Below are 13,070 nucleotides of genomic sequence, written 5' to 3' on the forward strand. Positions count from 1 at the left end.
TTTCCCACGGGTGCGGCCGCCGCGCTCACCACACCGGCAGGCCTTGGCGGGCCCGGGCGGCGTACAGGAGAAGCACGATGCACGACTTCGATCCCGGCTGTGCCGAAGAGCCGTATGCCACGCTGGCACGCGTCTTTCCCGGCACGGAGACCTACCCGCCCCGGGACTTCCGCACGGAATGGGGCCCGGTCTTCCATCGCGGGCGGCTGGACGGCACGGCCCGGGTGCTGGTCCTCGGCGAGGCGCCCGGGGCGCACGAGGCCGTCGTCCGGCGGGTCCTGGTCGGCACGGCGGGGCGGCGCGTGCAGGGCTTTCTCGCCAAGCTCGGCATCGGGACCGGCTACGTCATGGTCAACACGTATCTGTACGGCGTCCACGGCCGGCACACGGGCGACGCCCACGCGGTGGACCCCGGCATCGCCCTGTACCGGCACACGTGGCTGGACGCCCTGATGGCGAGCAGTCCCGTGGAGGCCGTCGTCGCACTGGGCCGGCCGGCCGACACGGCGTTCCGCCTCTGGCGCGAGACCCCCGCGGGACAGGCCTACGACGGCGCCTACGAGCCCATCCCGGACCCCACCCGCCCCGACGGCGCCGCGTCCTGCGGAACACCCCGGGCGGTCGCCGTGGCGAAGACGCTCAGCGCCTGGAACGCCGCCCTGGACGCCCTGCGCCCGGTGGTCACACCGGACGCCCCGGTGGCGCCGGCCCCTTACGGGGAGGTTTTCGCACCCGCGGATCTCGGCGACATCCCCGAGGGTGACCTGCCCGCCGGTCTGCCGGCCTGGATGCGGGGCGGCGAGCCGTGGGCGAGCCGTCAGGGGCCGACGGCGGAGGAGCGGGCCACGATCACGGTGCGGGTCCCGCTGTCCCAGCGCCCGTTCTGACGGCCTCCGCGGTGGCGCGCGGCCCCGGCTCCCGCGCTTCCCGTGGTGGGGAAGCGCGGGAGCCGGGGCCGGGCGGCACGGTGGTCAGCTCTCGGCCGGAGCCTCCTCGGCCGCGGCCGGCGCGGCGGCCGCCACCGCCTCCTCGGCCTCCTCTTCCTCCTCCGCCGCCGGCTCCGTCTGGGCGGCGACGATCTGGAGGACCGCGGCGTCCTCCTCGATGGCCAGGGAGCTGCCGCGCGGCAGCTCGATGTCCCCGGCCCGGATGGTGTGACCGGCCTCCAGGCCCTCGATGGACACCGTCACCCCTTCCGGGATGTGGGTGGCCTCGGCCTCGACCGGCAGGGCGTTGAGGATGTGCTCCAGCAGATTGCCGCCCGGTGCCAGATCCCCCTCGGTGAGCACCGGTACCTCGACGGTGACCTTCTCGCCCTTCTTCACGGCCAGGAAGTCCACGTGGACGAGGAAGCCGCGGATGGCCTCGCGCTGCACGGCCTTGGGGATGACCAGTTCGCTCTTGCCCGCGACGTCGAGTCTGAGCAGGACGTTCGGTGTCTTCAGGGCCATCATCAGCGAGTGGCTGTCGATCGCCACGTGCTTGGGGTCGGCGCCGTGCCCGTAGATGACGCCGGGGACCTTGTTGTCACGACGGGTGCGACGGGCGGCACCCTTGCCGAAGTCATTACGCAGCTCGGCGCTCAGCTTTACCTCAGCCATGACGCACTCCTCGTGTTCGGACTGTCCGGTGACGGTGGCCCGGCCACGGCGGGCCTGGTACGAGGGGTGCGCCGACAACGGTCGCCGCACCCCATGAGTACGGCCTCCCGCGCCGAGCAACGCCGCGAGTTTACCCAGCCGGGGCACCGCATGATCCAACCCTGCTCCATCCGGCCGAACCGGCGCGTCGCCGCTCGCCTGGCCGGCGGGTTCCTCGGCCGACGGCCCCTTGTGCCGCCTGCGGCGGCAGAGCGCCCTGCGGGCGCGTCCTCAAACGCCGGACGGGCTTGGTTCAGGCCTGCCGCAGGCCGGGATGTTCGAAGTCCTGGCCCATGAGGCGGTAGGTCTGTCCGCGCTTGGCGAGGGCCCAGTCGTTGTCGGGGTTGATCTCCAGGGCGCGTCGCAGGTCGAGGACCGCTTCCGGCAGACGGCGGAGGTCGAGGTAGGTCGCGCCCCGTCCGGCGACGGCCCAGTCGTTGTCCGGGTTGATCTCCAGCGCGCGGTCGAAGTCGGCGAGGGCCTCGTCGAAGCGGCCGGTGACCCGGTAGGCCTCGCCCCGGCCCGCGATCGCCCAGTCGTAGCGCGGGCTGAGGGCGATGGCCCGGGTCAGGTCCCTGACCGCCTCGTCGTAGCGCTCCAGGAGCCGGTAGGCGGCGCCGCGCAGCGCGCAGGCCCACGCGAAGTCGGGGTTGACGGCGAGGGCCCGGTCGAGATCGGCGATCGCCTGCGGGTAGCCGCCCAGGACCCGGTGGGCGGCGGCCCGGCCGGCCAGCGCCATGGCGTTGCCGGGGGCGCTGTCCAGCGCGTGGGTGAAGGCGGTGACGGCGTCCTCGTAACGGCCGAGCGCCAGGTAGCACGTGCCGCGGGTGGCGTGCGCCCAGCCGAGCGCGGGCCGGATGCCGAGGGCCCGGTCGAGGTCGGCCAGCGCCTCGTTGAAGCGGCCCATGAGCCGGTGGGTGTAACCGCGGTTGGCGAGGACGGCGGGGGCCTCGGGGGTGATCTCCAGGGCGCGGTCGAAGTCGGCGAGGGCCTCGTCGAAGCGGCCCATGTACGCGTGGAGCATGCCACGGCTGGTGTGGACGCGCGCGGAGGCCGGGTCCCACCGCAGGGCCTGCCCGTAGTCCGCGAGTGCGTCGTCGAGGTACCCGGCCCAGCGGCGTTTCTCCGCCCGGAACACGAAGGCGCGGGCACGGTCCCCGGCGTCGAGGGTGGCCTCGGCCAGGACGACGTCGAGCGCCCGCAGCGTGTCCAGGTGATCGTCCGTCAGGACGTCGAGGATGTGCCGGCCCAGGGCGCGGGCGGGTTCCAGACCGGCCGTCTCGCCCGCTTCGACGAGGATCCGGCAGCAGCGCCTGATCAGGGCGGGGTCGTGCTCGCAGGCGTCGACGACGAAGCTCAGCGGGGCGGGCAGTGTGGTGTGGGGAGAGGCGCACAGGCGGTGGTACATCTCCTCCAGCCGGCATTCCACCCATCGTTCGTCGCACCACCGGCCCTCCGGGGGGAGTTCCTCCTCGATCCGCCGGCGCAACCCCTCGAACGTGCCGGCCAGCCGGCTGTGTTGCGCGTACCAGCGGCCCGGCGCGCTGTGGAAGCGCAGGCGCAGCATGTTCGTCCGTACGACCTCGTGGTAGCGGCAGACACCGGCGTGGTCGGTGACGAACGGCTGGGTGCGCAGCCAGCCGAAGAGGTGGGCGGCTTCCGGTGCGACGGCGGCCCGGTACACGTCCTCGTTCAGCTGCCGGGGGACGGCGGCGGCCACGGCCGCCTCGCGGCGCACGGGGTCGCTGATCCCTTTCAGGAAGCGCTCCACGGCCGTGCCGCTCGGGTCGCCGGCCTCGTGGGGGCCGCCCGGGTGGTTCTCGGCCAGCAGCGAGACCAGGACGGGCAGCCGGCTCGACACCCGGATGATGTCCTCGACGACGGTCTCCTCCACGACGCCCTTGGCCGCGAGCAGTTGGCGTGCCTCGGCGTCGGTGAACGGATCGAGGGGCAGGTGCCGGACGACGTCGGGGTAGTCACCCCAGCCGACGGTGCCGAGCCGGCGCTGCCCGGCGAGGACCACGACGGTGCTGGCGGGCAGCGCGCCGTAGGACTCGCTCAGTACGACGCCGCGCAGCCAGCTGTCGAGGACGGGCCCGGTGCGTTCGTAGGTGTCGATGAAGAGCACCAGCCAGGGCCTGCGGCGGGCGGCGTCGCGGAGGTCCTCGGTGAAGGCGGGGGTCAGGGCCTTGAGGGGGGACATCACGAGTTCCACGTCGTCGTGGCTGTGGAAACAGGCGGTCAGCCGGGCGCGGACCCGGTCCGCGCCCTGGGCCGGCTGGGCGGAGTCCAGCGCCCCGGCCACGACGCCGAGCCCGGGGACCAGCCCCAGGGCGGCCAGGCTCAGCTGCGCGGCGGCCCGGCCACCGGCCGAGGGCGCCTCCTCCCGGCCGTCGCCGTCGTGCCGGGCGGCCAGCACCGTGGCGCGGAAGGCGGTCTCCGCCTCGTACAGCTTCTGGTGGTAGTCCGCCAGCAGACGGTCGAACTTGCGGAGCGGAAAGCCCTGCCGGGCGAACGCGGCGCTGATACGGCCCATGGCCTCGGGCGTGCTGTTGACCGAATCGGTCACGAAGGCCGTGACCGCCCGCCGGCCGCGGGCGATCTCCTCCATCTGGCGCAGCAGGAAGGTCTTCCCCACTCCGCTGTCGCCGTGCACATGAAACACGAAGCGGTGGGAGGTGTCGTCGGGCGGGCGGCGGAAGGTGTCCCGGAAGGCGGCCAGTTCCGCCTGCCGGCCGACGAAGCCGGACCGGTGCCGGCGCGAGATCAGGTCCTGAAGGGAAAGGTCTTGCTCAGACACCGGAATTCCCCCTCCGCACGAGCCGGTTCGGCCCGTCGCGGCCTCCCGCACACGGCGGAAAGTATAGGCAGCGGACAGGACGGTCACGAGGGACGCGGGGGCGCACACCCCCGGCGTCCGCACCCCGTCGCGACGGTGGGGGCGGGTCCGCTCCCGGGGGATCAGCGGGTTGTCCAGGCATCCGAGCACGGCGGAGGGGGCTGTGCGCTGGGCACGCCCCCCGCGCTCCCGCCGGGTGGCCGCCGGGTGCCGGACGCGGCTGAAAATGGGTGGCGCTCCCTGCCCGTCGGCTGCCGCCCGCCCCCGGGGCATCCCCCGTGCCCGGGTGTCACCCGTTCGCCGTCGTGTTCACCTCCTGGCAGTGGCCGGGCCGACGGCTCGGGGGTGCTCCGGCGGGCCGGCGAGGGCGTGGAACTCCTCGGCGGGGGCCAGCCGGTCCGCCAACGGCTCGGTGTCCCCGCTCCAGGACAGTTCGCCCATCACCTCGCCCACGGCCCGCGCGAGGGCCCGGGTGGCCAGCGTCGGATACAGCGCGAGCGCGTAGCCGATCTCCTGGAGCGCGGCGGCCGTCGGCGGGGGCGTGGCGCCGGGGCTCGCGTCCGCCATCGCCGGGATGCCGCGGCGGACGGTGATCTCCTCGGTGATCCGGCGCATCTGCTCCGGCGAGGCGGGGTGCGCGACACAGATCGCGTCGGCCCCCGCGTCCACGCACCGGTGGGCGCGGTCGAGGGCCTCGTCGATCCCGTGGACCGGCAGGGCGTCCGTACGAGCCATGATCAGCATGTCGGGGTCCCGGCGGGCGGCGACGGCGGCCTCGATCCTGCCGATCAGTTCCGCCGCCGGTACGACGACGGTGCCGCTCTCCGTGGCGTGCACGGTGTTGTCGTCGGTGCCACCCGGTGTGTCTTCCCGCTCGCCCACGGCCCGCCCGTGCTGCCGTCGCGCGGGCCGGTCCGCCAGGAACAGGCCGGCAGCGCCCGCGCTCTCATACTGCCGTACCGTCCACGCTACGTGGGTGACGTCGCCGTACCCGTCGTCCGCGTCCGCGAAGACGGGGATGTCGACGGCGTCGACGGTCCGCCAGACGACGTCCGCCATCTCCCGCGCGCTCAGCAACCGGGCGTCGGGGCGCCCCAGCAGTGCCGCGGCGCTCGCGGCGCCACCGACGCCGACGGCCCGGAAGCCCGCGCCCTCGATGATGCGGGCGCACAGCGGGTCGTGCGCGATCGGCACCATGAGCATCTTCGGCCCGGCGAGGTGGGCGCGGAAGCGCTGCCGGTTGTTCATCGGTGTCTCCTGACTCGCTGCCCCCAGTGTGAACGCGGTTCACCGACTCCGGCGACTCGTGCGGTGTCCTCAATCGCCGGACGGGCTGGCTGTGGCTGAGGTCAGCCACAGCCAGCCCGTCCGGCGATTGAGGACGCGCCCGCAGGGCGCCCGCCGCCGCAGGCGGCACAAAAGCCCTAGTGGCCAACGTCAAGGCGGGTGCTCAGCCACGCGTGGGCCCGGGCCAGTGGGGCCGGGGCCCACCAGTTGGCACGTCCCGCCAGGGTCAGACAGGCCGGTACCAGAACTCCGCGGACCAGGACCGCGTCGACGAGCACGGCGACCGCGAGCCCCGTGCCCAGCAGTTTCAGCAGTGTCACCCCCGAGGTGGCGAGGGCACCGGTGACCACGGCCACCGCGAGGGCGCCCGTGGTCACCAGCCGGCCCGTCCGCGCGACGCCCTCCACCACGGACCGCCGGTTGTCGCCGGTCAGTGCGTAGTGTTCCTGCACGCGCGACAGCAGGAAGATCTCGTAGTCGATCGCGAGGCCGAACGCGATGACGAACATCAGCAGCGGCATCGTCATGTCGAGCGCACCGGTGACGGTGAACTCCCCGACCACACCGCGCAGCCGGCCGTCCTGGAAGACGTGGACCATCAGCCCGAAGCTCGTGCCGAGGCTGAGGGCCCCGATCACCAGTGCCTTCACGGGCAGCAGCACGCTCCCGGTGAGCAGGAAGAGCATCGTCCACGTCGTCACCACGACGATCCCCGCCGCGAGCGGCAGCCGGTCGCGCACCGCGTCCCGGGTGTCGGCGAGGTACGCCGCGCGCCCGGTGACCAGCCGCGCGCCGGGGGCCGGCAGGGACCGCAGTCGTTTCACCAGGTCCCGTCCGGCGGCCGACTGGGGGTCCTCGGGGCCGGTCACGGTCAGCACGGCGCCCGGCCCGGGTGGCGTGGCGACCCGTACCCGGTCCTGCCGCGCGGCCGTGGCGGGGGTGCCGACGGCGTTCGCCCAGGGGTGCGCTGCCTCCCCCCGGGGCACGGGCATCCAGCCGACGCGTGCGACGGACGGCAGTGCCGCGATCCGGTGCTCGTAGGCGAGCAGTGCCGCCCGGTCGTGGACGCCGTCGGCGTCCGGCAGCACGACCGTCAGGTTCCGTTCGGCGCGGGAGACGAAGTTCTCGCGGATGGCCTGGGACGTCCGGTGCGCCTCGGTGTGCGCGGGCAGTACCCGCTCGTCCGACAGGCCGAAGTTCACGTGGGTGAAGGGCGAGGCGAACACCAGGAGCGCCAGCGCGCAGCCGCCGCCGTAGTACACCGGGCGCCGGGTGACGACCTGGGCGACGCGCCGCCAGGCCGGGCTGTCCGCCCGTGGCTTCCCCGGTCGGGCGTGCCGCCGTCCGCGCGGCAGGGCGAGCGGGTCCCAGCGGTCGACGCGGGTGCCGAGGAGCGTCAGGACGGGCGGGACGAGCAGGGTGGCCGTGGCCGCGGCGAGCAGGGCCACCGCGATTCCGGCGCAGGCCATGGACCGCAGGAACGGCAGGGGCAGTACCAGCAGGGCCGACATCGACAGGGCCACGGTGCAGGCGGAGACGGCCACGGTGTGCCCGGCCCTGCGCGCGGTCCGTGCGACGGCGGCGGCCACGGGCTCGCCCGCGCGCAGTTCCTCGCGGTAGCGGGTGACGAGGAACAGCCCGTAGTCCACGGCGAGTCCGAAGCCGAGCGCGGTGGTGAGGTTCATCGCGAAGACCGACACCGGCATCGCGTAGCTGAGCAGCCGCAGCAGCGCGACGGTCCCGACGACGGCCACCACGCCGATCACGAGGGGGACGAGCGCGGCCACCAGGGAGCGCAGGGCGAGGACGAGGATGAGCAGGGTGAGGGGGGCGGCGACGATTTCGGCGCGTACCAGGTCGCGCTGGCTGACCCGGCCGGCCTCCACACTGACCCAGGCCGGTCCGGTGGCCCACACGCGCAAGGCCCCGTGGTCGCGGGCGAGTCGGGGCACCAGGGCTTCGGCGGTTCGCGCGGCGTCGCGGTCCGCTCCGGTGAGGTCGGCCGTGACGATCGCCTGGGTCCCGTCCGTGGACCGGAGGGACTCGTCGGTGCCGGCCGCGCCACCCGACCAGTAGGAGCGCACGCCGCTGACCCCCGCCGCGTGGGCCAGCCGCCGGGTGAGCCGCCGCCCTTCCGCCTGTGCCCGCGGCGTGTCGACGCCGCCGGCGGCCTCTACGAGCAGCACGAGATCGGAGTTGGCGCCACCGAAGCGGTCGGTCAGCATCCGGTTGGCGCGTGCGGACTCGGTGCCGGACGCGGTGTAGCCGCCGTTGGCCAGCCGCTCCTGGGTGCCGGCCCCGGCCACGCCGAGCAGCAGGGTCAGCACGGCGGCGAGGGCGCAAAGGAGCCATGCCCGGCCGCGCCCGGTGCGGCCGGGTGCGGCACCGGCCGCGGCCCCGGTCCCCGTGGCGCTCGGGGGGTCCGGGGCCGGGGCGGTGGCGAGGTCCTGGGAGGTCACGCGGCCCGGAAGAACAGCACGGCGTTCTGCCCGCCGAAGCCGAAGGAGTCGCTGATCGCCGCCTCCATGCGGTGCCGTCGCGGTTGTTTCGTCACCACGTCCAGATCCATTCCGTCGTCCAGCCGGTCCAGATTGGCGGTCGGCAGAATGAGCTGGCGTTCCAGCGACATCACCGTGCAGGCCGCGTCGATCGCGCCCGCGGCCCCGAGCGAGTGCCCGATGGCGCCCTTGACGGACGTCACCGGCGGGGGTGTGCGGAACACCTTCGAGAGCATGGAGGCTTCCACGCGGTCGTTCAGGGGCGTGGACGTGCCGTGCGCGTTGACGTGGTGCACCTCCGACACGTCGGCGCGGGCGTCCGCGAGCGCGGCGAGCACCGCGCGGCGCGCACCGGCTCCCTCCGGGTCCGGCCGGGTGGGGTGGAATCCGTCGCTGGAGGCCCCGTAGCCCGAGACGTAGCCGCGGATGCGCGCACCACGGGCACGGGCGTACTCCGGCCGTTCCAGGACGAGGACGGCCGCCGCCTCGCTCAGCACGAACCCGTCGCGGTCCGCGTCGAACGGCCGGGACGCGCCCGCCGGGTTCTCGCGGTTCTCCGACAGTGCCCCCATCCGGTAGAAGGCGGCCGAGCCCATGGAGACGCGTGCGCAGTCGGTGCCGCCGGCGATCGCGATGTCACAGGCCCCGGTCCGCAGCAGGTCGCGGGCGGTGCCGATCGCCGTGGTGCCCGCCGCGCAGGCCGTGGAGGTGGTGAGGCAGGGGCCCAGCGCCTGGAGGTCGGTGGACACCTCGCCCGCGACCATGTTGGGCAGCGAACGCAGCAGGGCGGTCGGCGAGATGGCCTGCACCCGGCCCTCGGCCAGGTTGCGGTACTCGGCGGGCCAGCGGTCGCCGCCGTTGCTGGCGCAGCCGAGGACGACGGCCACCCGGGGGCCGTCCCAGGTGCCGGTGTCCAGGGCCGCGTCGGCGACCGCCTCGCGGGCGGCGACCATGGCCAGGTGGATGAACCGGTCGTTGCGCCAGGTGATGCGCTTGCCGAGCAGGGCCCCGCCGTCGAAGTCGTGGGCCGCGCAGGAGAAGTCGACGGGCAGCCCGGCCAGCCACGGGTCCCGGGCGCCGAAGCCCACTCCTTCGCACAGTCCGTCCCAGGTGGCCTCCCGGCCGAGCCCCGCCGGCGTCACCATGCCGATTCCGGTGACGGCGGCGTCCAAGGCGCTCACCGCGCGGGCCCGGCCACGGCCACCGGCTGGTCCCCGGCCGGGGCGGCCGGCTTCCCGTCGGGGCGGCCCGCCACGAGCTGGTCGAGGTACGCGGCGGCCTCTCCGACCGTGGCGTCACCGTGTTCCTCGGGCAGGGTCACCTGCAGTCGGTCCTCGAGCATGGTGATCAGCTCGACCCTGGCCAGCGAGTCGACTTCGAGCTGCTCGAACGTCGCGTCCGGGTTGATCTCCTCCTCGGGGACGCCGAAGTGCTCGGTGAGCAGACAGGCCATCAGGTCATAAGCGGGTTCCATCGATCGCTCTCCTCGATCGGAGCCGGACACCGGGCCATCGCACGTTTGACTTATCAGCTGTCTGATGTCATTGCGCTATATTCCGGCTATTTGTCCGATGCAGCGTCACCCGCCAGGATGCCGCGGGTCCACCGACACGCGCGCCGTCGGCAGGGGTATCACCCGTACTGCCGACGGGCGGCGCGTGTCCGCGTACCGCGGGGCCGGGGCCCGCGGGCCCCGGCCCGCCCGCCCGGTCAGCCCTCGGACGCGGCCGGCACGGCGGCCAGGTGCCCGCGCAGGGCCGTGATGACGGCGGGGGCCTGGCTGCTGAGGAAGAAGTGCCCGCCCGGGTAGACCTGCATGTCGAACGCGCCGGTGGTGTGGCCCTTCCAGTCCTCGGCCTCGTCGAGGGAGGTCTTGGGGTCGTCGTCGCCCACCATGACGGTGACGGGGCAGCGCACGGACGCGCCCGGCTCGCTGCGGTAGGTCTCCACCGCCCGGTAGTCGGCCCGGATGGCGGGCAGGACCATCCGCAGCATCTCCTCGTCGCCGAGCACCCGGGTGTCCGTACCGCTCATCTCGCGCAGCTCGGCGACGATGCCGTCGTCGTCGCGCTGGTGGACGTTCTCGTCGCGATAGCGGGAGGGTGCGCGGCGCCCGGAGGCGAACAGCCGCGCCGGGCCCCGCCCGTCGCGTTCCATGCGGCGGGCGACCTCGAAGGCCACCAGGGCGCCCATGCTGTGCCCGAAGAACACCACCGGCCGGTCCAGCCAGCCGGCGAGCGCCGCGTGGACCCGTTCGGCGAGCGTCGCGATGTCGTCCACGCAGGGTTCCCGGCGGCGGTCCTGGCGCCCGGGGTACTGGATCGCCAGGACGTCGGCGTCCGGCGTCAGCGCCGAGGCGAGGGGCAGGTAGAAGCTCGCGGAGCCGCCCGCGTGCGGGAAGCAGACCAGCCGTACGGGGGCGTCCGGGGCGGGGCGGAAGTTGCGGCACCACAGCGTGTCGTCCACGGGTATTTCAGCCATGCTCGTCCTTCGTCTCGTTCACTTTCGGCGCGCTGTCACTATCCGCGCGCCGGCCGAGCGGACACAAGACCGCACCGCACCGGGCACGGAATCTCTGGGCGTTTCCCTTGCACTTCCACCGCACTCCGCACCTGCCGCGGGCCGGTCGACGGACGACGGCCCGGCCACGGCGGAAAACCGTCGGGCTTTTCTGGCCCGAAAGTTCCGCCGTGGCCGAGCCGGAACGGCCGATTGACCGGTCGATCGACGTCAATCTTTTATGGGTGTCACTTGATGAATTCCTCGACGACCTTCGGCGGCCAGGTGCCCACATTGAGCACCCCCATGGAGTAGGCCCGCGAGACGAGAGCGGCCCGGTTGGGCACCTTGAGCTTCCGGAGCAATCCGGTCACGTGGTACTCGACGCCCTGCCGGCTGAGGTAGAGGCGTGACGCGAGCGGGACCGTGGAGATCCCGGCGGCTATCCCCTCGAGGATGCGCGCGTCTATCTCGGTGAGAATCTTCTTCCGGTTGGTGACCACCCCGGCGTCGTCGGATCCCTGGGTCTGCGGCATCAGCACCAGGATCGACGCGTCCTCGGGCGTACCGCCGCGGACCGCGATGGCCGTCAGGGGGCTGGCGAACGCCGAGTCCTCCTGCCGGACCCCGACCACATGGGTGGCGAAGCGCTGGCGCTTACCCTCCACCAGCCGTGAGAACTGGCGCATCAGCGGCTGCTGGACGCTGGGGTGCACCAGGTCCTGGAAGCTGCGCCCGCACATGTCGGCCGAGGAGGCACCGAACTGGCGGAAGAACTCCTGATTCGCCTGTCGGATCGTCAGGGTCGGATCGAGGGAGGCCATACACAGGCCCGGCTGGTCGAACTGCGGCTGGTTGACCCCTTGGTCGTCCGTGTATCCGCGAGTAACGCCCGGTACCAAGTCTGCAAGTAAGGAATTAGCCACGAGCCTGCCAATCTTTCAGGTTCCGCAGAGCGTTCAGAACCACGCGCTAGAAATGCGTCAGAAAACCGGTACGGGCCTCGGTCGGAATGCCCTGGACTGCCCGGCTCCGGAACCGCACAGTAGATAGATCCGAGGAGGCGCGTCAACGTCATCCAGCCCCATACGACTAAGCCTGCGGTTTGTTCTTCCCAAAGGGTTCGGTTGGTTCGGTCCAAGGCCGGGGTTTCGGTGGTTCGGTACGGTCCGCCCGTCGGCACCCGGCGGGTGGGCGGCTGGCGCCGCTGGTCGGGCCCGAGGCGGGCGCGGGTTCCACGAGCCGCCCGATGCGCGGAAACACTAAGGACATCCTTGGACATCCACCCGCGTGGTTGACGTTCCGGGGGGATCGCTGGTCTTCTACGCCCGCACGGCCGACCCCCCTCATCGCGAAGGACTCGACGCATGGACATAGTGGGTAACGGATTCCTCGCCGGAAGCCTACGGCCGATCGCGGGCCGCCACCCGGGAACGGTGGCACTGGCGGCGGGAGTCTCCCGGGCGTCCGCTGCCTCCGATGCCGATTTCGCCCGTGAGGCCGCGTTGTTACGGGAGACCGCGCTGCGCTGCAAGGCCGACGGGCGACGGCTGTTGTTCTTCTCGACGTCCGCCGACGGCATGTACGGGGCTGCGGACGGGCCCGGGCGGGAGGACCGGCCGGTGGTGCCGTGCTCCCCCTACGGCGCGCACAAGCTCGCCCTCGAGGAGCAGTTGCGGGCCACGGGCGCCGACCATCTGATCGTGCGCCTCAGTCATGTGGTCGGTCCCGGGCAGCCTCCGCATCAGCTGGTCCCCACCCTGATCCGGCGGCTGCGGGGTGGTGTGGTCCGGATCCGCCGTGCCGCCACCGTCGATCTGATCGGGGTGACCGACACGGTGACCGTGATCGACCGTCTGCTGGCGATGGATCCGACCGCCGAGACGGTCAATGTCGCCTCCGGTGTCGCGGTCCCGGTCGACCGCGTCGTGGACCATCTGGAGCGCGGTCTCGGGCTGACGGCCCGCCGCGAGTACCAGGGGGCGGGCGGCCATCACATTATCTCCATCGACAAGTTGCGGACGCTCGTGCCCCAGGTGGACCGGCTCGGTTTCGGCCCGGACTACTACCGCCGGGTCCTGGACGTATTCAGTTGGGGGTTCAGGGAGGATTCGGCCGCGACACGCCTCTGAGCACCGGCGGTCACCGGTCCCCGCACGACGCCGGTGACCGCCGGCTCGCCGGCAGCCACTCCATTCCAGGGGATGGCGAGCGGGAATTTTGCTAGTTTCCGCGTCCGACGGGCGCGGGTCCGCCGGATGGGCCGCCCGACCGGGGGGATACCTCCCCGGCCGGGCGGCGGGGTTT

General features: G+C 73.1%; 10 protein-coding genes. 2 read left to right on the forward strand and 8 right to left on the reverse strand.

Annotated elements, in window-relative coordinates:
* Positions 1 to 77 precede the first annotated feature (77 nt).
* Positions 78 to 887, forward strand: coding sequence for a uracil-DNA glycosylase family protein (locus tag ACZ6MA_RS06530; RefSeq protein WP_469431585.1), 810 nt, complete (start codon positions 78 to 80; stop codon positions 885 to 887).
* A gap of 84 nt (positions 888 to 971) precedes the next feature.
* Here the strand turns inward: ACZ6MA_RS06530 and ACZ6MA_RS06535 are convergent, their stop codons facing one another.
* From ACZ6MA_RS06535 to ACZ6MA_RS06570, 8 genes are all read right to left on the reverse strand, one after another.
* Positions 972 to 1,601, reverse strand: a complete 630-nt coding sequence (locus ACZ6MA_RS06535; RefSeq protein ID WP_469431587.1) for a 50S ribosomal protein L25/general stress protein Ctc — start codon at positions 1,599 to 1,601, stop codon at positions 972 to 974.
* Positions 1,602 to 1,893: 292 nt separating this feature from the next.
* Entirely contained in the window at positions 1,894 to 4,440 is a 2,547-nt protein-coding gene (locus ACZ6MA_RS06540) for a tetratricopeptide repeat protein (protein ID WP_469431589.1), read from the reverse strand.
* A 348-nt stretch (positions 4,441 to 4,788) separates the two neighbouring features.
* Positions 4,789 to 5,727 (reverse strand): isocitrate lyase/PEP mutase family protein, encoded by a 939-nt coding sequence (locus ACZ6MA_RS06545; protein ID WP_469431590.1) that lies wholly within the window; start codon positions 5,725 to 5,727, stop codon positions 4,789 to 4,791.
* 176 nt (positions 5,728 to 5,903) lie between these two features.
* On the reverse strand, positions 5,904 to 8,225 hold the full coding sequence (locus tag ACZ6MA_RS06550) for an MMPL family transporter (RefSeq protein ID WP_469431591.1): 2,322 nt from the start codon (positions 8,223 to 8,225) through the stop codon (positions 5,904 to 5,906).
* Positions 8,222 to 9,445: a beta-ketoacyl-[acyl-carrier-protein] synthase family protein gene (locus tag ACZ6MA_RS06555; protein WP_469431592.1), complete on the reverse strand. Its 1,224-nt coding sequence runs from the start codon at positions 9,443 to 9,445 to the stop codon at positions 8,222 to 8,224. The genes ACZ6MA_RS06550 and ACZ6MA_RS06555 overlap by 4 nt, the downstream gene beginning before the upstream one ends.
* Positions 9,442 to 9,738 carry an acyl carrier protein gene (locus ACZ6MA_RS06560; protein ID WP_469431594.1) on the reverse strand — a complete coding sequence of 99 codons (297 nt, stop codon included), beginning with the start codon at positions 9,736 to 9,738 and terminating at the stop codon, positions 9,442 to 9,444. Before ACZ6MA_RS06560 ends, ACZ6MA_RS06555 begins: the two co-directional genes overlap by 4 nt.
* A 236-nt stretch (positions 9,739 to 9,974) precedes the next feature.
* On the reverse strand, positions 9,975 to 10,745 hold the full coding sequence (locus tag ACZ6MA_RS06565; RefSeq protein WP_469431595.1) for a thioesterase II family protein: 771 nt from the start codon (positions 10,743 to 10,745) through the stop codon (positions 9,975 to 9,977).
* Between the two features lie 266 nt (positions 10,746 to 11,011).
* Positions 11,012 to 11,665, reverse strand: coding sequence for a PAS domain-containing protein (locus ACZ6MA_RS06570; RefSeq protein WP_469431596.1), 654 nt, complete (start codon positions 11,663 to 11,665; stop codon positions 11,012 to 11,014).
* Positions 11,666 to 12,130: 465 nt separating this feature from the next.
* Between ACZ6MA_RS06570 and ACZ6MA_RS06575 the strand changes: the two genes are divergently transcribed.
* Positions 12,131 to 12,895, forward strand: a complete 765-nt coding sequence (locus ACZ6MA_RS06575; protein WP_469431598.1) for an NAD-dependent epimerase/dehydratase family protein — start codon at positions 12,131 to 12,133, stop codon at positions 12,893 to 12,895.
* The last annotated feature ends 175 nt before the right edge of the window (positions 12,896 to 13,070 follow it).

This window comes from Streptomyces sp. NPDC042259, assembly GCF_055582085.1.

Excerpts from the sequence above, each read along its gene's own strand:
- ACZ6MA_RS06560 (WP_469431594.1), bottom strand. The coding sequence starts at position 9,738 with ATGGAACCCGCTTATGACCTGATGGCCTGTCTGCTCACCGAGCACTTC.
- ACZ6MA_RS06545 (WP_469431590.1), bottom strand. The coding sequence starts at position 5,727 with ATGAACAACCGGCAGCGCTTCCGCGCCCACCTCGCCGGGCCGAAGATG.
- ACZ6MA_RS06535 (WP_469431587.1), bottom strand. The coding sequence starts at position 1,601 with ATGGCTGAGGTAAAGCTGAGCGCCGAGCTGCGTAATGACTTCGGCAAG.
- ACZ6MA_RS06575 (WP_469431598.1), top strand. The coding sequence starts at position 12,131 with ATGGACATAGTGGGTAACGGATTCCTCGCCGGAAGCCTACGGCCGATC.
- ACZ6MA_RS06565 (WP_469431595.1), bottom strand. The coding sequence starts at position 10,745 with ATGGCTGAAATACCCGTGGACGACACGCTGTGGTGCCGCAACTTCCGC.
- ACZ6MA_RS06530 (WP_469431585.1), top strand. The coding sequence starts at position 78 with ATGCACGACTTCGATCCCGGCTGTGCCGAAGAGCCGTATGCCACGCTG.